This is a genomic window from Arthrobacter sp. H35-D1 (assembly GCF_030063185.1).
Lineage (GTDB): Bacteria > Actinomycetota > Actinomycetes > Actinomycetales > Micrococcaceae > Specibacter.
On the sequence record NZ_JASISP010000002.1, the window covers coordinates 70701 to 89782 of the forward strand.

Annotated in this window: 13 protein-coding genes, 1 tRNA gene and 1 pseudogene; all 15 read right to left on the bottom strand. The window is 64.0% G+C overall.

The genetic code is table 11. The annotated features are described in order from the left end of the window. Positions 1-173: 173 nt before the first annotated feature. Entirely contained in the window at positions 174-2897 is a 2724-nt protein-coding gene (locus QMG25_RS03695; RefSeq protein WP_283457426.1) for a helix-turn-helix transcriptional regulator, read from the bottom strand. 3 nt (positions 2898-2900) lie between these two features. Further along, positions 2901-5696: a helix-turn-helix transcriptional regulator gene (locus QMG25_RS03700; protein WP_283457427.1), complete on the bottom strand. Its 2796-nt coding sequence runs from the start codon at positions 5694-5696 to the stop codon at positions 2901-2903. A gap of 156 nt (positions 5697-5852) precedes the next feature. Continuing rightward, the gene (gene pth, locus QMG25_RS03705; protein ID WP_283457428.1) at positions 5853-6425 is read right to left on the bottom strand and encodes an aminoacyl-tRNA hydrolase; all 573 of its coding nucleotides are present in this window, start codon (positions 6423-6425) and stop codon (positions 5853-5855) included. A 9-nt stretch (positions 6426-6434) separates the two neighbouring features. Beyond that, positions 6435-7010: a 50S ribosomal protein L25/general stress protein Ctc gene (locus QMG25_RS03710; protein ID WP_283457429.1), complete on the bottom strand. Its 576-nt coding sequence runs from the start codon at positions 7008-7010 to the stop codon at positions 6435-6437. Positions 7011-7201: 191 nt separating this feature from the next. Then, a complete protein-coding gene (locus QMG25_RS03715; RefSeq protein WP_283457430.1) occupies positions 7202-8557 on the bottom strand; it encodes a phenylacetate--CoA ligase family protein in 1356 nt (451 codons plus the stop codon). A 312-nt stretch (positions 8558-8869) separates the two neighbouring features. Further along, a complete protein-coding gene (locus tag QMG25_RS03720; RefSeq protein WP_283457431.1) occupies positions 8870-9850 on the bottom strand; it encodes a ribose-phosphate diphosphokinase in 981 nt (326 codons plus the stop codon). A gap of 39 nt (positions 9851-9889) precedes the next feature. Then, positions 9890-11338 carry a bifunctional UDP-N-acetylglucosamine diphosphorylase/glucosamine-1-phosphate N-acetyltransferase GlmU gene (glmU, locus tag QMG25_RS03725; protein ID WP_283457432.1) on the bottom strand — a complete coding sequence of 483 codons (1449 nt, stop codon included), beginning with the start codon at positions 11336-11338 and terminating at the stop codon, positions 9890-9892. A gap of 103 nt (positions 11339-11441) precedes the next feature. Then, positions 11442-11516: transfer RNA gene (locus tag QMG25_RS03730), tRNA-Gln, on the bottom strand. A 201-nt stretch (positions 11517-11717) separates the two neighbouring features. Further along, entirely contained in the window at positions 11718-12110 is a 393-nt protein-coding gene (locus QMG25_RS03735; RefSeq protein ID WP_283457433.1) for a putative endonuclease domain-containing protein, read from the bottom strand. A gap of 288 nt (positions 12111-12398) precedes the next feature. Then, a pseudogene (locus QMG25_RS20480) lies at positions 12399-12554 on the bottom strand (hypothetical protein); the annotation flags it as partial. A 213-nt stretch (positions 12555-12767) separates the two neighbouring features. Continuing rightward, a complete protein-coding gene (locus QMG25_RS03740; RefSeq protein ID WP_283457435.1) occupies positions 12768-14558 on the bottom strand; it encodes an ABC-F family ATP-binding cassette domain-containing protein in 1791 nt (596 codons plus the stop codon). 78 nt (positions 14559-14636) lie between these two features. Further along, a complete protein-coding gene (locus QMG25_RS03745; RefSeq protein WP_283457436.1) occupies positions 14637-15668 on the bottom strand; it encodes a 4-(cytidine 5'-diphospho)-2-C-methyl-D-erythritol kinase in 1032 nt (343 codons plus the stop codon). A 31-nt stretch (positions 15669-15699) separates the two neighbouring features. Next, positions 15700-16572 (bottom strand): 16S rRNA (adenine(1518)-N(6)/adenine(1519)-N(6))-dimethyltransferase RsmA, encoded by an 873-nt coding sequence (gene rsmA, locus QMG25_RS03750; protein WP_283457914.1) that lies wholly within the window; start codon positions 16570-16572, stop codon positions 15700-15702. 91 nt (positions 16573-16663) lie between these two features. Next, positions 16664-17860, bottom strand: coding sequence for a resuscitation-promoting factor (locus QMG25_RS03755; RefSeq protein ID WP_283457437.1), 1197 nt, complete (start codon positions 17858-17860; stop codon positions 16664-16666). A gap of 270 nt (positions 17861-18130) precedes the next feature. Then, complete coding sequence (locus QMG25_RS03760) at positions 18131-19054, bottom strand: TatD family hydrolase (RefSeq protein WP_283457438.1); 924 nt, start codon at positions 19052-19054, stop codon at positions 18131-18133. Positions 19055-19082: the final 28 nt, after the last annotated feature.

Sequence of the window (19082 nt, forward strand, 5' to 3'; positions counted from 1 at the left end):
CAGATTGATCGAATCAAGGAAAAATACGTTGTTATGCATGACATCGCGTACGTGCCGCAGTCTTGTGTACCTGTTTCGGCTCGGCTTGTTCCTTGGCCTCTTTTACGGTGCGGCATGACAAGCGGGCGCCGAACATGATGCTGACCCCGACAGGCGGGGCATCCCCAACCGGGTTACAGAACCTCTGTCAGTTCACTGCGGGAGGTGATGTTCAACTTGGCATAGCAGTGGTACAGGTGACCTTCAATGGTGCGCACCGACAGGTGCAGCCGAGCTGCGATCTCGGCATCGCTGACTCCACGGGCGGCCAGGGCAGCAATTTCGCGCTCCCTGCGGGTCAGCACAACACTTGTGGCCTGGCGGATCAGCTCGTGCCCGCGGGCTTCGGCGCCCGAACCCATCGCAGCCTTGGCCTGCACGGCGCCTGCCCGAGCGGCACGGGCCAGCCTGCCCTGCCTGCCGATGATTGCCGTGGCTTCGGCCTGGTCAAAGAGGTATGCGGCATGCGAGAAAAGCTGCTCATTGGCCAGGTGCTGGGCGGCGGAGAGCTGTTCGGCCGCGCTGTGGCTCCCCACTCCGTCCGAGTAGTGCGCCATGGCCTTGCTCCACCTCCCTTGAACACGCCCGGCCACGGCCAGCAGCCGATCGGTACCTTTGTCCGGGGCAAAATCCAAGGCGAGCACAAGCGCGTTGAGTTCCACGGCGGGCAGGCCCCTGGCATGTGCGGCATCGGCAAGCTGCAGCAGTTCACCGAGCCCGACGCCGTCGCCCTTGAGATGTTCCTGACCGGCAGCGACAAAAGCCCGTTGGTGGGAACCGATCAGGTGCATGCCCGGACCTCGGCGTTGCATCAAGGCAAAGCGTTCGGCAGTTTTTTCGCGGCCCAACCGTGCCGCCGCGTAATAAGCCAAGGCCGTGCCCAGGGAATGAAGCTGGGCGGGGTCGTTCAAGGCCAAGGACTCGACACCAAGGGACAATACGTCAAGGGCCGGCTCGGACCTGCCCTGGCGCAACAGCACCAGCCCCCGCACCAAGCTTCCGCCGCCGTCATAGCCCACTGTTGACCGGCCGCCCTCAGCGGCCGACGAGACCAGCAACTCTTCAACTTCGGACCAGTTCCCGGCAGCCACGGCAGCGGAGTGGGCTCGACTGAGAACATGTTCGGGCAGAAAAATTGAGCTGTGGTCTTGCTGGGCCTGGGCTTTCAGTGCGGCCGCGGCCTGTTCCCTCGCGTCCAGCGGCCGGCCCAGGGCTGTCAACCGCTCTGCGTCCAGGGCCAAGGCCACAGCACGCATGCCGGCGGCCTCATGTTCGGTTGGGGACGGAGACCTGGACAGCAATTGCTGCAGTGGCTCCGCCATGGGACTGTAGCGGCCATCGCGCGAACATGCCAGCAATTCCACCAGCATGGCCATCTCTGTACATCGCCTGCGGATGCTTTCCTGCTCGAACTCGTTCGCCCGGGCCAGCACCTCCCCGTCTTCGCGCAACTTCACGGCATCGGCCCTGGACGCAGCTGTGCTGTGCCCCAGCGCTGTGTGGATCAGTTCACGCAGGAGGGCTCCCCGCAATAGCTCATCAACTGTGCCCTCGCCCGGCACGGGACGCGGCAGGGCCTCGAAGGCCCCGCTGTAGTCGCCGAGCAAGTACTTGGCCCTCGCACGGAGGCAAGCCGCCCACACGGCAGACGTGGGGCCTTTCATGGCCTCGGCAAGTCGCAGTGCCTTCCCTGTCTGGTGTACTCGGCAGGCTTGCACGGCGGCGTGGATGAGTTGGCTCTCGGGAACGGCTTCGGTGCTGTCCAGGGACCATATGGTTTGACGCAGCAGGGCATCCTCATTGATGAAGTTCCGGTGCGAGCCGGGCTGCAACTGGCGGTGCAGGAGCCGGCTGCGGGTTTGCGGGACCATGGCACGGACAACCTGGCCATAAATGGGATTGGCGGTGCGCAGATAGCCTGCTTGTTCCGGCAAGTCGATGATCAACCTGCGCGCACGCAGGGACTCAAGCGTGGACGCTCCGACCACAGCTGCCAGCTGGTTGCGTTGCAGCGGTTCAGCGAATGCCACAAGGTACAGCGCATTCCTTTCCTTGTCCGTGAGCCCTCGAAGCCGCTCCTGGACCACCTCGCTCACACCTCTCCCCTGCGGAAGGAACAAGGGCTCGGCAATCCACAGGCCGTTTGAAAAGCGCAAGGCGCCCACGGCGAGCGCCTCAGCCATCATGAGGCGCATCAGCAGCGGAGACCCCGCGGCTGCGTTGCGGATGTTCGTGCTGCTGGGAGCCACCAGTTTGCCGCCCAAGACTCCCTGGCAGTATTCATGGGCGGCCGCAGGTCCCAGCTGTTGCAGACTGATTCTCTCCGCCAGGCCATTGAGCCACAACTCCGGCAGGGGTGCAGGCAGCGGCAGCAACGAACTATGCGCAAGAACAGCCCGGGCTGCACCGGCCCGCACCAAGCCACTGATCAATTCAGCCGAGGCGGCATCCAGCACTTCTGCGTTGTCGACCGTTATCAGCGGCTCTCCGTCCGGAACACCTCCATGGAGTTCCGGACCGCCTTGCGAGCCAAAAAACGCAAAGACGGCCCTGTACATCTCCACGGACGTCAGCTGGGTGTATGGACTGCCGGGGCGCACAGCTGCCTGCAACGCGGCGAAAGGAACATCTTTCAGCACAGGGGACGAACGGACTTCCAGCAGTGGCCCATGGTCCTGCACCCTCCGTGCAACTTCGCGCAACAGGGTGCTCGCCCCCATGCCGGTCTCCGCGTCCACGAACACTGCCTGGCCATGGGAGCCATCGAGCAATGCGAGGATTTGAACAAGTTCGTCTGCGCGGCAAAATGGCGAGGCCACCTCCTGCGTCGTCCGTGTTCCGAATGCTGGTTTTGTCATGGTTCAGAGCTCCACAACGCGTTCCAGTTGGCTGCGCGTTGCCACACCCAATTTGTTGTAGGCCTGATACAGGTGCCCCTCGACCGTGCGTACCGACACCCCGATCCGTTCGGCAATCTCGCGGTTTCCCAGTCCCCGCTTGGCCAGCTTGGCAATTTGGCGTTCGCGAAGAGTCAGGTCCACACCAACTGTCCTGGGCTCCACGGGAACCACGAGCAACTGCTCCTTGAGCGTGTCAAAGCGTCGTTGCGCATTCCTGGCCAACACCAAGTCGCCGTTCTCCCTGGCGAAGTCCACGGCCAAGGCAGTCAGCCGTGTTTCTGCCGCCCCGGCACCCATCTCCTTGGCAAGATCAGCACCCGAGAGCGCCAGCTCCGAGTCCCCGGATGCCATGGCGCGCGAAAGCACCACGGCAAGCCGAGCCAAGGGGCCTTGGCATTGCAAGGCGGCTTGTTCCAACATGGCATGGTCCTTGTCCGAACCGTGCAGCACCGAAGCGAACAGGAGATTCGTGGCGGTGCTGAATTGCCTCCTGGACATGTCCGACCGCGCTGCCAGCAGCATGCTCCCCATGGCCGTGGCATCAGCAAGCCACAGCCGAGCCGTCCACTGCAGGATCCGTGCCATTGACCGGTCCATCCAAGAACCGGGCGACGGCGACGTGTCGGCAAGGCGCAGGTGCAAGACACTTTCCTGCTCATGCCCCTGCAGTGCCTGGGCCAGGGCAAGGGCCGAGTGTGCCACGGCCAAGTCTTCGCCCCGACGGTTGAGAGTGAGTTGGGTGCAGGCCGCACTCAACGTTTCGACAGCCTCGGCGCCGCTGCCCGAGAGCGCCTGGGCCATCCCCAGTTCCAACTGCATGCGTGCTGTGCGTTGGAACGGCGGCGCTGCGGCGGCCCGAAATTCCCCCAGCAGCAGTTCTTTGCCTTCACTCCATTGGCCACTCCAAAGCAGGGCGGCCAGCAGACCCTGCCGCAAATACGCCCTGAAGGACAGCGGCCGGCCCGTCACTTCCGCCTGCCGCACGGTCCAGTGCGCCAGATTGACGGCTTCAAGTTCCCTGCCCGTCGCCGCCAACGCAGGCACCAGCAAACTGGCACAATCCAGCGCAAAGCCCACATCGCCGTCGTCCTTGGCACCCTCGCTGAGCTCAGCCAGCACGCCGGCAAATTCACCGTGCTGCACGGCCACAAGGCAGTGCCCAAGACGGAGCGTGCGCGCCCCTGCCACGGGGGCCGCACCCTCGGAGTCCGGTTCCCCTTCCAGCAGCTCCCGGCCCTTCGCCAGCAGGGCGACGGCCTCGCCGCTGCCGCCCGGCATCCGGACAAGCGCCGAAACCCGGGCCAAGATCCATTGCGCATAGCCATCGGCGTCCAAGGTTTCCCCGGCAGCACTGTCACCGGCTTCAAGCTCTTCGGCGGCGAGCCGGTACTCACCCAATTCCATGTGCGCTGCCGCCGCCAACGAAACAGCTTCGGGCCACAACGGATCGCCGGGGACCACAGTTGCAGCGCATCGCAGGGCCAGGACGGGATCGGCGCGACCATTGGCTTCCCGCGCCGCCGCCAGTGCGGTCGGTGTTGAGAGTTCAAGCCCGGCGTCAAGCAGCCATCCGGCAATGCCCCTGGACTCCCCTGCCTGCACCATCAACGTCTCCAGATTGAGGCTCGGGTCGACCTCCCCAAGTAGCTGTGCCTTGCGCTCGGCGGTCAGCTGGCGGCGGATGACCTCGCCAATATACGGTTCGCGCAAAACAATGCTGTCCGCCCCGTCGGAACCAACGTCCAAGAGGTCGGCCTCAACCATGGCATGCACGCGTTCGTCCCCCAACGCTGCCATGAGCACGTCAAGCGGAGCCCGGCCCAGCAAGGCCATTCGCTCCACTCCCTCCCGCGCCAAGCGGCTCCGTCCCTTCAAGCGCAGCTCCACGATGCGGGCCAGCGCATCGCCAACAGCACCCTCGCAGCCTCCATTGGCACTGCTTCCACGGGCACAGCCCCCATTGGCACAGCCGCCACGGCAAGTTTTAGGGTTGGACACCACCCAGCCGCCGCCGTTGCTGACCTGCAGTCTGCCGTTGGCTTCGAGTTCTTCAAACATGGCTTCAAAGACCATCGGTTTGCCGTGGCTGCCCGCATGAAGCAGCGAAATTGCCGATTCCGCGGCTGCAGTCCCCGTGGCCTGGGCTATCAGTGCCCCGACCTCATCGTGGGTGAACGCTTCAAGCCTGAGCTGCTCCAGCCTGCCGTCCGTGAGCAGCCATGCCAAGTCCTGCGGAAGGTGCCGGGGTGTACGGGCCAGCACAAGAACCTTTGCTGAACCGGAGAGAATCTGGTGCAGCAGGACAGCAAGGCTGGCGGGGTCCACTTCGGGGATTTCATCAACGATGAACAGGACCGGCCGGGTACCTGCATCAGCATGGATCAGCGCACCAATGCCTGCAATGCTGGCAGCCGCAGAAACAAGGTCCGCCGGTGGAAGGCGCGCCAGATAAAGTTCGAATGCAGCAAAGGGGGCCGGCTGCGCCTGCCTTGCCCCAAACAACCGCACGATGTGGCGGCTGGGCAGAAGCTGCGCTTCCACGGCTCGGGCCAGGGTGGTCTTGCCAACGCCCCAGTGTCCAAAAACGGCGACGCCGCAGGCCTGGGACGTGGTGAGAATTCCGACTGCCTGCGCGATTTCTTCCCGGCGCAGGAATGAAGACCAATGCCGCCGCTCCAGCACCCGCAGGGGTTCCCGGCCCGCACGATGCTCATCCCCCGCCACGGCACCAGGATTGAGAAGATCCTCAACAGTCATGGACGCTGTCCTCCAACGGCCACCGTTCCCCGATTCTCGGCAGACATGCCAGATGGCCAATATTACGCCATCGTAGCATCGAGACATCACTCTGGAACGGGCAATGGCGCCCGCGGCGCGACCGTGTCAAGAAGCGGGAAGGGCAGGGTGCGTGCCCTATTGGAATTTCTGTTGTGCTGCCAGCAGCCCCTCGGCAACGAGCAGTTCCACGGCGTCTGCGGCGTTGTCGATCAAAAAGGGCAACGCCTTGTTCTCCGTTGTTGAGAAGTCGCGCAATACGTGGCTGGCGGCATCTGCACGCCCGGGCGGGCGGCCGACCCCTGCGCGCACGCGGTAATAATCCTTGGTTCCAAGGGTCCGGGAGATGTCCCGCAGGCCGTTGTGGCCGCCTTCGCCGCCACCCAATTTGACCTTGACCGTGTCAAAGGGGATTTCGATTTCATCGTGGACGGCAACCACGTTCCCTACCTGGAGGTTGTAGAACTTGGCGAGCGACGCCGTCGGACCTCCATTTAAGTTCATGAAGGTGCCGGGCTTGGCCAGAATCAGCTTGTGCCCGCCGGCGGGCAGGCGGCCCGTGGCCACCAGCGCCTTGGCTTTGTGGGTCTTGAAAGTGGCCCCCAGGCGGGAGGCAAGTTCCTCAACCACCATGTAGCCAATATTGTGCCTGTTGCGGCTGTAGCCGGGCCCGGGATTCCCGAGCCCGACTACAAGCCAAGTCTCACTCATAGGTGTTGACTACTCAGCAACTACTTCAGCTTCGTCCTCGTCGGCGACCACAGCCGGCTCGGCGAAGTGCACGATCAGCATGGCGCCGTCGGTCTCCAGCTCGTTGCCGGCCGGCAGAACCAGGTCTGCAGCGTAGATGTGCTCGCCGGCGGCGCGGCCGTTGATGTCTACCTCAACCTGGACCGGGACGTTCGTGGCGTCGGCGGAGACGCTGACAGACATTTCTTCCTGGTTCACCACGATGGAGGGAGCAGGCTCGCCGGACAGAACAACGGGAACGTCAACAACGACCTTCTCGCCCTTCTTCACGGTCAACAGGTCGATGTGCTCAACGATCTGCAGTACGGGGTCGCGCTGGACGTCCTTGACGAGGGCCAGGTGCTTGGTGCCGTCAACGGTAACGGTCAGCAGTGCATTGGCGCCGCGGATGGCGCGAACGGTCTGGCGCTCCGGCAAAACGATGTGCAGGGGGGCTTCACCGTGGCCGTAGATCACGGCAGGGATCTGCATGGCGCGGCGAATGCGGCGGGCCGCCCCCTTGCCAAACTCGTTGCGGGCTTCGCCGGTCAGGTCCAAATCAGACATAAAAAACGCTCCTTCATTCTTTGGTGTGGGCGTGGACTAAACAGGTCAACACAATCCACAACACGAATGCCAGGAGCGCAGAAGACCCAGTCGATCACGGACACCCACCCAATGGGGCGTCCCTCGCCAAGGTTTACTGGACAATACTAGCAGAACGACGGCGGACCCCCGGACCGTGCGCACGCTTGCGTTCAGCTTTGTGCCGGCGGGGGCGGGACCGCCTGCGCATCGCTGACAATCGGCCTGAATTTGCCGCGCACGACGTCAATCTGGTCAACAATTTTTAGCGAAACGGGGGCCTCCGCCCCCACCCGCGCCCGCAGCCGTCCCACCCGCTCTTCGGCAACGGGCAGGGCATCCGGGTGATCGGTGAGCCGCAGCGACACCTCGACCCCGTAGTCGCTGCGTTGGTAGACCGCATATTGTTGGATGTAAGCGGCGCTGCCCTCGAAATAGTCAAAAATGTCTCCAGTGAGCACCCGCCCGCTGGGGAAAACGAGGTTGTCGACGATGCGCCCCTCAATGGTTGCCACCCGACGGAACGGGCGCCCGCAGGCACAATCCCCTTCGATGCGGGCCGTCCTGTCGCCAATGCGGTAACGAACCAGCGGAAAGACGCGGTTGGCGAAGTCGGTAAAGACGGTCTCCCCCTTGGAGGAACCCTCGGTGGGAGAACCGTCGGCATTGATGATCTCGAGATTCTTGATGTCGTCGAAGCAATGCAGGCCACTTTGTTCCCGGCACTCGGCGGCAAGCCAGTTGCTCTCGGTTGACCGGTAGTGGTTGTACACGGGAGCACCGAAAGCCAACTGCATTTCCTGGCGCTGCCCTTCGAAGAGCGGGCCGGCGGTCACCGCAACAGCCGTGGGGGAATGCGCCATCTTGGAGCGTTCAGCCAAGAGCTTGCCTACGGTGGCCACTCCTCCGATGAAGCCCACCACGTACTGGGGCTTGACTTGATTCCACTCCTGCACGAACCTTTCGAGGGCATCGTCGTCCAGTTTGAGGGTGTCAAAAATTATGCGCTTTGTGGGCCAATACAAAAGTTGCTGTTGTGCTTGTCGCAGTCCATGACGGTGTGTCCGATCGATGGTGGCGCCGTTCTGCCATGGTTCAACGCCCCACCATTCCATGGCCCGCCACTCGTAGGCCCGCACCGGCGCCCGGACGTCGCTCAGCACGGTCAGTGGATGTCCCGTACTGCCGCTGGAAACGCTGGGCCGGGCAGTGCGTGAGTTTGCCTGCCCAGTCTTGATTTCAGCAAAGTGTTCGCGAACGTGGTCTTTGGTCAGGAACGGCAGAGAGTAGAAGCACTCGGGGTCATCAAGATCAGCGCGTGAAAAGCCATGGTCCGCGTAAAAATCCCTGTAAAAGGAAGAATTATCGTAGGCGAAACGTGCCATCTCCGAAGACCGCTGGTCTCGAAGTTGGGCAAGCTTCGCGGGCGAGAGCTGCTCCGAAGCCCGCAACCGGTTCAGCGCGATGAAACTCTGTGGCGCCAGCACGCGAGACTTTGTTGCGAAACTAACTTTCTTGAGCACCGACATTGACTTCTGCTTCCGTCGAGTCTTGGAAGAGCTGGCAAGCGAACGCCGAAGATGCATGCGACGGCGGATTCGCTGCGCCCACTGTACCAACGGGCCCGCCCGTCCGCCTAGCATTTCAGGCACCCGCGGAAACTCAGACGGCCGCCTCAGGAAACGCAGACGGCCGCCGGCCCCTCGCGAGCAGTAAGATTTTGCCGCTCGTTCCTCGCGAGCAAAATCCATCCTCGCTCCGGGGCGGGCGGCCGTCTGCTTAGGGTCTCGACGCGTTTGACCACCGGTGGCCGAGCGCATCGAGACCCTGGATGCCAGTCGTCAGGCGTCGCCGTCGAACAAGCTGGTGACGGAGCCGTCTTCGAAGACTTCCTTGATGGCGCGGGCCAGCAGCGGCGCGATCGGGAGCACAGTGAGGGTCTCGAAGCGCTTCTCGGCCGGGATGGGCAGCGTGTCGGTGACAACCACTTCACGGGCGCCGCAGTTGGCAAGGCGCTCGGCGGCGGGGTCGGAGAACACGGCGTGCGTGGCGGCGATGATGACGTCCTTGGCACCGGCGTCCTTGAGCACGCGCACGGCCCCGGCGATGGTTCCGCCGGTGTCGATCATGTCATCGATCAGCACACAGGTGCGTCCCTTGACCTGCCCCACAACAGTCTTGGACACTGCCTGGTTGGGGACGGTCAAGTCGCGCGACTTGTGCACGAATGCCAGCGGTGCCCCACCCAGGCGCTCGGCCCACTGCTCAGCCACGCGCACGCGGCCGGTGTCCGGCGAAACGACAGTGACGGCGTCGTTCCCCACAATCTTGCGGATGTGCTCGGCCAGCAGCGGGATAGCGAAGAGGTGGTCCACGGGGCCGTCGAAGAAGCCCTGGATCTGGGCGGTGTGCAGGTCAACGCTCATGATGCGGTCGGCGCCGGCGGTCTTGTAGAGGTCGGCGACCAGGCGGGCGGAGATCGGCTCGCGGCCGCGGCCCTTCTTGTCCTGGCGCGAGTAAGGGTAGAACGGCGCAACGACGGTGATGCGGCGGGCCGAGGCGCGCTTCATGGAATCAACCATGATCAGCTGTTCCATGAGCCAGTTGTTCAGCGGGGCCGGGTGGGCCTGGATGATGAAGACTTCCTTGCCGCGCACGCTCTCGCCGGAGCGGACGTAAATCTCGCCGTTGGCGAAGTCGTAGGCGGACATGGGCAACAACTCTGTCCCCAAACAGCGCGCCACTTCCTCGGCCAGCTCAGGGTGTGCCCGGCCGGACGCCAACACCAACTTCTTGTCGACGTTATGGACTAGTTCGCTCATGGATTCGCTTTCTCGCAGGGGTGGGGTCGGTGAGAAGTCTTATTTTTTTGCATGTGCTGCAGCCTGCGCGGAGACGCTGCCCGGGCGGTTGGCCGCGGTCCAGCCTTCGGCGTTGCGTTGCGGTGCCACGGTCAGGGTCAGTGCCCCGGCCGGAACGTCCTTGCGCACAATGGCGCCGGCCCCGGTGAATGCGCCGTCGCCGACGGTCACCGGTGCCACGAACACGGTGTTTGAACCGGTGCGCACGCCGGAGCCGATGACGGTGCGGTGCTTGTTGACGCCGTCGAAATTGGCGGTGATGTTGCCGCAGCCGATGTTGGTGTCCTCGCCGATCTCGGTGTCGCCGGCATAACCCAGGTGGCTGAGCTTGGAGCCGCGGCCGATGGTAACGTTCTTCGTTTCGTAGAACGCGCCGATCTTGCCGTCGGCGCCCAGCACCGTGCCGGGGCGCAGGTAGGTGAAGGGACCCACGTGGGCGCCTTCCCCAATGATGGCCCCGGTGCCGTGCGTGCGGGTCACTTCGGCACCGGCCGCGATCTGCACATCCCGCAGCGTTGAGTCGGGACCCACGACGGCGTTGCTGGCCACTGTGGTTTTCCCGTGCAGTTGGGTGCCGGGCAGGATGGTGACGTCCTGGGCCAGCTGCACCGTGGAGTCGATCCAGGTGCTGGCGGGGTCGATGATGCTCACGCCGGCGCGCATCCATGCTTCCAGGATGCGGCGGTTGTGTTCTGCGCCGAGGGCCGACAGCTGCACGCGGTCGTTGGCGCCTTCCACCTGCCAGCGGTCCGAGGTCGAGACCGCGGCGACCCGGCCGCCGTCGTTCCTGGCCAGCGAAAGGACATCGGTGAGGTACATCTCGCCCTGGTTGTTGTCCGTGGTGACGGACTTCAGCGCCTGGCGCAGCACGGCCGCGTCAAAGGCGTAGATGCCGGAGTTGATCTCACGGATATCACGCTCGGCGTCGGTGGCGTCCTTGTGCTCGCGGATGCCCAGCACTGTGCCGTCCTCGTGGCGCAGGATGCGGCCGTAGCCGGCGGCGTCGTCCAACACGGCCGTCAGCACGGTCACGGCGTTGTTGTCTGCGGCGTGCGTTGCCACCAGCGTGGCTAGAAGTTCGGTGGTGAGCAGCGGGACATCGCCGTAGGTAACCACCACTGTGCCGCTCAGTTCAGCCTGCGCGTCCAAGGCCTCGAGTGCCTGCTGGACGGCGCGGCCGGTGCCCGGGATGTTGTCCTGGTCCACGAGGATGGCGCTTTCATCCAGCGCTGCAACATGGGCTGCGACGAGGTCGCGTTCGTGGCGAACCACCACGGCCAACGTGCCCGGATTCAGCCCCTTGGCTGCTGCCAGTGCATGGCCCACCAGGGAGACTCCACCGATGGTGTGCAGGATCTTGGGTGTGTGTGACTTCATCCTGGTGCCTGCGCCGGCGGCCAAAACTATGACGGCTGCCAGGGTATCGGTGGGGATGTCTTGGGGGCTCACTAAGTGGCACTCCTGCCCGGATCAATGTCCGTTTTTAAACGTACTCAATGGGAAACAGTTCCATGGTACCCGCTTGGGCCGGATGCCCGATCCGCATCGAATGTGGTTCCGCCCATAGGATTCGAACCTATACTCCACAGCTCCAAAGGCTGGGGTGCTGCCATTACACCAGGGCGGACTACGCGCTTCTTGCTCTCGCTGGAAGCTCACGAGAATATAGTGTGCCACGCCGAGACGCCCTTGCGCGAGTTGAGAGCTGCATCGCTGCGCAAACAGCCCGTGCCACGTGGTGAACATCACAGTGACCGGAAGGTGCTGGCTGCTGCGCGCCATTGAGTTCCCATGGTGCGCCACAACTGGACCTGCGCACCGTTGGGCCCTAATGACGCCTCGCTGCAATCGTTTCAAAGGCCTGACGGATCCAGCGCAGCATTTCCTCCGGATAGTACATGGCCACGGCAGCCCTAAAGTGCAGCACAGGGACGTCTCGGATCATGAGAACGTTGCCACGGCGAAGGTCCTCTTTCCAGGCTTCTTCGTTGTTGTGGTAATCCTTGCCATCAATTTCAAGCCCCAGCTGGCCATCCACCAGCGCGTCAAGATGGCCCATGCCGCGAATGTAGGCCTGTCCCTGGACGTTGTAGCCAGCCTTCTGCAACTGGTATCTGGCGCATGTTTCAGGAATCGACATCGATTGCGGGTCGATCAGCCCAATGATTTTGCGAATCCGGGCATCATTGCGCCTGCTGAAGAACGCCCGCAGCTGTGCCACGGTGCATTTTTCCTTGACAACGGCCGATTCCAGGACACAAAGTATCTCCAGCTCCGTGCCACACTGCGCGCAATGGCGAAGAATGTCCCGTAGGAGCAGCCTGCCCTGGAATCTGTGCGTCACACAGCCTGATACCGGCCGGCCGTGCGCCGTCCCGACATGCGGAACGTCCTGGGCGTGGAGAACCCAGAGCCCGTCTTGTCTCGCACGGGCAAAACACGTCAGTTCCGCCTGATTGCTGGCCAGGTGCTCCGCCATGGGCGAGGACCCCTCAGCCGCATAGACACCACGGGAGACCCGCCTTATGCGACCTGATTGAACAGCCTGCCGGATATGCCGGTCCGAGAACCCTCGGTCCACGAGCACGCTGCGCCGAACGGTTCCACCCAGGGCGGCAATAACTGACTCAACGGGGCTGATGCTACGACTGTTTTGTGCATTCATGGCACCATGATCGGCCAGAAAAGGAAGCTGCGACAGTCCCGGCGTCGTACTTGTGAACAAGACGGCGCCGGGCCATGGCTGTGGAAGAAGAAACACAACCCAGCTCGGCGGGCAGGAAACGCCGTGGCGCACCCTTGAGGTTCAATGGTGCGCCACTCCTGGAGCTGCGCACGATTGCCGAACAATGGTGCGCTGTGGTCAAAGTGGCGGCGCTTACTCCAGCACCTCGGAAGCTGCCAGCCATTCCAGTTCCAGGCCTGCGCGCTCGGAGGCCAGTTTCGCCAGCTTGGCGTTGAGGTCGGCCAGCGCGTCGTAGTCGCCCACGTGCTCGCTCATTTTGGCATGGACCTTGGCGTCGGCAGCCGAATTCTTGCCCAGCTGGCGTTCCAGGCGGTTCAGGACCTTGCGGGCATCGCGCTTTTCCCCCTCGGTGGGCCCTGACGGAGCAGTAGCGGCGGCGTCGGACTTGGCAGAGGGACCCACGCCGGCGTCGGCACGCAGCTCCAGGTACTGGTCCACTCCCCCGGGCAGTCCGCGCAACTTGCCGTCGCCCAGCAGCGCCATCTGGTGGTCGGTGACGCGCTCAAGCAGGTACCTATCATGCGAGACCACCACCAGCGTGCCCGGCCAGCCGTCCAGGACGTCTTCCACGGCGGCCAAGGTGTCCGTGTCAAGGTCGTTGGTGGGCTCATCGAGCATGAGCACATTGGGCTCACCCACCAGCAGGCGCAGCAGCTGCAGGCGACGGCGCTCACCGCCGGAGAGGTCCTTCACTTGTGTCCACTGCTTGTCCTTGGTGAAACCGAGCTGCTCCACGAGCTGTCCGGCGCTCATGTCCTTGCCGCCCACGTCAAAGGAGCGCTTCTCCCGCTCAATGACCTCAACGACGCGCATGCCCAGGACGTCGTCTAACTCGTCCACTTCCTGCGTCAGCACGGCCGTCTTCACGGTCTTGCCGCGCTTGACCTTGCCGGACGACGGCGAAACCTCGCCGTTGAGCAGCTGCAGCAAGGTGGTCTTTCCGGCGCCGTTGACGCCCACCAGTCCGAGCCGTTCGCCCGGGGCCAGGCGCAGCGTGATGTTGTTGAATAGTTCCTTTGCGGTCTCGTCCTCCCCGTACGTCAGCGACACGTTTTCGAGGTCGATCACGTCCTTGCCGAGGCGCGCCGTGGCCATTTTGGACAGGGCCACGGTGTCGCGGGGTTCGGGGACGTCCGCGATGAGGTCGTTGGCGGCCTCGATCCGGAACTTGGGCTTGGCGGTCCGGGCGGGGGCACCGCGGCGCAGCCAGGCCAGCTCCTTCTTCACGAGCTGGACGCGCTTGGACTCAACGACGGCGGCCGTTTTGTCCCGCTCGGCCCGGGCCAGCACATACGCTGCGTAGCCGCCGTCGAACGGGTCGATGACGCCGTCGTGGACTTCCCACGTGCGCGTGCACACTTCATCCAGGAACCAACGGTCGTGGGTGACGACGACGAACGCGCCCTCGTTGGCCCGCCACCGCTGCTTGAGGTGCTTCGCCAGCCAGGCCACGCCCTCCACGTCGAGGTGGTTGGTGGGCTCGTCGAGCATGATGACGTCGTCGTCGCCGATCAGCAGCTTGGCCAGGGCCACGCGGCGCTTCTGGCCGCCGGAGAGCGAATGGATGTTCGCGTGCCAGTCGACCTCGCCCACCAGGGCGCCCATGATTTCGCGGATCTTGGGGTTGGAGGCCCATTCGTGGTCCGCCGCCTCGCCCACAATGGCGAAGCCCACCGTGTCCTCGCCGTCGAGCACGTCGGTTTGGTCAAGGTAGCTGACCTGCACCCCGCCGCGCCTGGTGACGCGGCCCGAGTCCGCCGTTTGCCGCCCGGCCAGCAGGCGCATCAGCGTGGACTTGCCATCGCCGTTGCGCCCCACAATGCCAATGCGGTCCCCTTCGTCAAGCCCAACACTGACCCCGTCAAGGACCGTCCGGGTTGCGAAGGAGATGCTTAGATTTTCTCCGCCCAGCAAATGAGCCACGTGGTACCACTTTCCGTAAAAATATTGATTGATGAAGACTTCTCTTGCGGGCGCGCTGGCCCTTGAGTGCACAGGCCCTTAGGCGATGATCGCGGCCCCGTGCACGGGGCCTTCCACAGCCCATGCTTCGTGGCCCCGCTCCGACAGGGCCGCCGCGAGTGCCGCGGCGTGCTCCTGCCCGGCCGCCAGGAACGCCAGGGTGGGCCCGGAGCCGGACACCAGCGACGCCAGCGCCCCCACTTCGTCCCCCGCCGCCAGCACAGCTGCCAGTTCCGGGGCCAATGCCAGCGTGGCGGGTTGCAGGTCGTTGTGCAAGTACGGGGCCAGGGCGTGCGGATCCCCGGCCCGCAACGCAGCCAACACGCCCGGTGCAACCTCCCGCGGCTCGACGGCCGCAACACCGCCCTCGCGGCGCAGTGAATCCAGCTTCCCGTACACCAGCGGCGTGGACAGTCCGTGCCCGGCCGGCACCAACACCCAATGCAGGGGCGTGGGTGCCAGGGCTTCGGTGAGCTTGTCCCCCACTCCGAGGCCGACGGCGGCTCCCCCCAAAAGTGCGAACGGCACGTCTGCACCCAGTTCGGCACCCAGCTGGGAGAGTTCTTCCCGGGAGAGCCCCGTGTGCCACAGCGCGTCGCAGGCCACCAGCGTGGCGGCGGCGTCGGCCGAGCCGCCGCCCATGCCGCCGGCAATGGGGACGTGCTTGGTGATCTCCAGGTGGACGCCGGCGGGGTTTTCGGCGATGTCGGCCACGAGCAGGGCCGCCTTGACCGCCAAGTTGCCTCCGTCCAGGGGTATGTTGGCCAGCGCGGCGGCGTCGAGGGTGCTTTCGGGGCTGATGCTCACGCTCACGTCGGCGGCCGGCCTGCCCGGTTTGACGGTGGCCAGCACTTCCTCATGGCGTGAGACGGCGAGATAGGTGCTGGCGACGCCGTGGTAGCCGTCCTCGCGCAGCGGACCCACCCGAAAGGAGGCGTTGATTTTTCCCGGGGCGCTGACCTTCACGTGTCGCGGGGAATGGCCCCACAAGGGGGTCGCTTCGAACGGCTCGGAAACGGTGGCCGCATCCCATGCTGCACGGCCCCCGCCGTCCTGTTCCGTCGGTTCCATGTCCGTTGGCTCCATGTCTATTGGTTCCATGTCAGGCCGTGAAGGGGATCTTGGCTTCGGCGATGCGCGCATAGGCTGCCACGTCAATGACTTCGCCGCGGGCGCTGGGGTCCACACCGGCCAGGCGCAAGCAGCGCTCCGCTTCGGCAGCGCCGCCGGCCCAGCCGGCCAGTGCTGCCCGCAGGGTTTTGCGGCGCTGGGCGAACGCTGCATCAATGACAGCAAACACCTCTTCGCGGCTGGCCCGTGTCACCGGCGGTTCGTGCCGGGTGAAGGACACCAGCCCCGAGGAAATCTTGGGGGCCGGCCAGAACACGTTCATGCCGATCACCCCGGCCTTGCGCATCTTCGAATACCAGGCGCCCTTGACAGAGGGCACACCGTACGTCTTGGACCCGGGGCCGGCCACCATGCGGTCTGCCACCTCGTCCTGGACCATGACAAGGCCGTGTTGCAGGGAAGGGAAGTGTTCCAGCAAGTTCAACACCACGGGCACGGCCACGTTGTACGGCAGGTTGGCCACGAGGGCAGTGGGCTCGACGGGGAGTTCCCGCACGCGCATGGCGTCGGAAAGCACCACCTCGAGATTGCCGGCCAACTCCGGGCGGAATGCGGCCACTGTGGAAGGGAGCTTCGCGGCCAGCACGGGATCGATCTCCACGGCCACCACGCGGGCGGCGGCGTCGAGCAGTCCCAGCGTCAGCGACCCCAGGCCGGGACCCACCTCGAGGACGGTTTCAGCAGGGTCAATGTTGGCCGCGGCCACGATTCGGCGGATGGTGTTTCCGTCAATGACAAAGTTTTGTCCCAGCATTTTGGTGGGACGCACACCGATTTCCTCCGCAAGGCGGCGGATTTCGGTGGCACCCAGCAGTGGCTGGGTTGCGGGGCTGGGCTCAGGCATGGTCACCGAATAATCGTAGCCGCTATTAACGGAAGCACTCCCCCGCCGCGGGAATCGCGGCGGGGGAGCGGATGAATCGTGTGCAGGGACGTTATCCTGCGGCGTGGGCGCAGCCCCACGGTCCCAGGCCGGCCTTGGCGTAGTACGTGTTGGCCACGGCGATCTGCTCGGCCTTGGTGGCCAGGCTGGCATTGGGGGCGTAGGCTCCGCCGCCGTTGGCCATCCAGCTGGGGATGTCGAACTGGAGTCCGCCGTAGTAGCCGTTGCCGGTGTTGATGGACCAGTTTCCTGTCGACTCGCATTGTGCGATGGCGTCCCACATGGCCTCATTGCCCATGGCCGGCGCTGTGGCACCGGTGTTGGCCGCTTTCTCTGCTGCAGCGGGCTTGGGTTCCGGCTTGGGCTCGGGCTTGGGCTCCGGCTTGGGAGCGGGCCGCTCCTTGCCGCCGATGCTCACTTTCGCCGCGATCGGGTCCTTGACAACCTCAGAGCCGGTTTCGGTGCGGCTGACAACAACCCCGTCGACGGTCACGGTGCGGAAGTTGCGCTGCAAGGTGCCGGCCACGCCGGCGGAGACGGTCGTCTTCTCGCCCTTGAAAAGGGCCGGGTCCACGCTTTGATCCGTCTCGAACGGAACAGCTTCGGTTTCCTTGGCGGTTCCCGACGTGTCCACGCGCGTCACCTTGATGACCATGTTTTCAACCACGGTGGCATTCTTGGGAGTGGAGAGCCGGTCCGTCTTCTCCAGTGTCACATCTGCATCGGCAAGCACGCCGGAAACGTCCTGGGCCGTGGTGGTCTTGACGGTCTTTTTGCCGTCGGCCACGAGGACGACCTTTTTGGCGGTGATGATGTTGATGTCGCTGGAGTTGGCAAGCAGTGCGTCAACGGGAACTGAAATCTTGGCATTTGCGGCGATGCCCAATTGGCTGATCAAGCCGCTGATCTTGTTTGAGGTGGTCGTGACAGTTTGCTCCGCACCGTCAAGGCTCACTGTGATGTCCTTGGCCGTGTCCACGGTGATGGTGCCGCCATCTTCCACGGGAGTCTCAAGGGCGGGGCTGACCCGATCCGCCGTGCCAACGGCGAGGTCTGCCCGTTTGAGCACATCCGCCACTGAGCCGCCGTAGGCCTGCACTGAACTACTCTGTCCGTCGACCACCAGGGTGACGGTCTTGTTGGCAGTGACAAACGCCATCAGGCCTGCGACAAGCGCCAGGAGCACTGCGGCCTGGCAGGCGAGCTTTAGATAGCTCAGCTTGCCCTTGACTGTAAGAAAAGAAGACACAGGTTCCCGTAACTTTTGGAGCGCCCGAGCACGGGAAAGCAAAGAGCAACGGCCACTGGATTTTTTCCGCAGTCATGCCACGAATCGTCCAGCAAAAATTGTTCTTCAAAAACGGTGTCCGCCGGCCCAATGTGAACGGTGGGCCCAACAGCATTTCACCCGTTGGCCTTCCCCGACCACGGCTAATAGTTCTCGAGCGTAACCTAACCGTGACCAAATGGACAAGATTGGGTCACGAATAAGTGATGGATACCACAGTGCCTGTCGGCCTTAGCCGGCCCAGGAGCCGTAAACTGCCTCCGTATTTTTGCGCAGAAGTTGGCACATGCCGGCCAGTTCACGCTCAAGCAGTTGACTCATGTTTTGCACCGTATAAGGCAGCATGTAGCTGGCGTTGGGCCGTCCGCGGAACGGATGCGGGGTCAAAAAGGGCGCATCCGTCTCAGCCAAAATGAGCGCCGGGTCGGCCACCGCCAGGGCTTCGCGCAGATTCTTTGCATTCTTGAACGTCACAGTGCCGGAAAAGGACATGTACCAGCCGTTGTCGTTGCAGATTTTTGCCAGTTCCGCATCCCCGGAGAAGCAGTGGAAAACCAGTCGTTCGGGTGCCCCGGACTGTTGCAGAATACTCAACACGTCGGCGTGCGCATCGCGGCAGTGGATTTGCAGGGCCAGGTTCCTGCTTTTGGCGATTTCAAGGTGCTCCCGGAAGGAATGGTGTTGGGCGGCCATGCCGTCCTCGCCCGTCCGGAAGTAGTCAAGGCCGGTTTCCCCGATGGCGCGAATCCGTGGGTGGGCGGCCAGTGCGTCAATTTCAGCGAGCGCATCCGCCAGGGTTCCTTCTTCCGCCAGCCCCGGGGCGTCGTTGGGGTGGATGGCCACGGCTCCCAGCAGGCGCTTGTCTGCCTCGACGGCAGCCACGGTAAAGCGGGACGAGGGCAGGTCGCAGCCAACCTGCACGGCCCCGCCAACCCCCACGGCTTCCGCGGCGTCCAGCGCATCCGCCAATGCAACGGGTGAGTCACCAAAGTCAAAGTGGGTGTGGTTGTCATACACCGGCACCGGCAGCGCCGGCGGAGCCGCGGCAAAGGGCCCAGGGCGGTTGCCGCCGTCGTTGCTTGATGACAGGGATTTCGCGGCCAGCTCCGCCAGCGAAACTGGCCGGTACGGGAGGGGAACTTCTTCAGAGCACATAGTTGTCCACTTTACCGTTTGTGGGTTT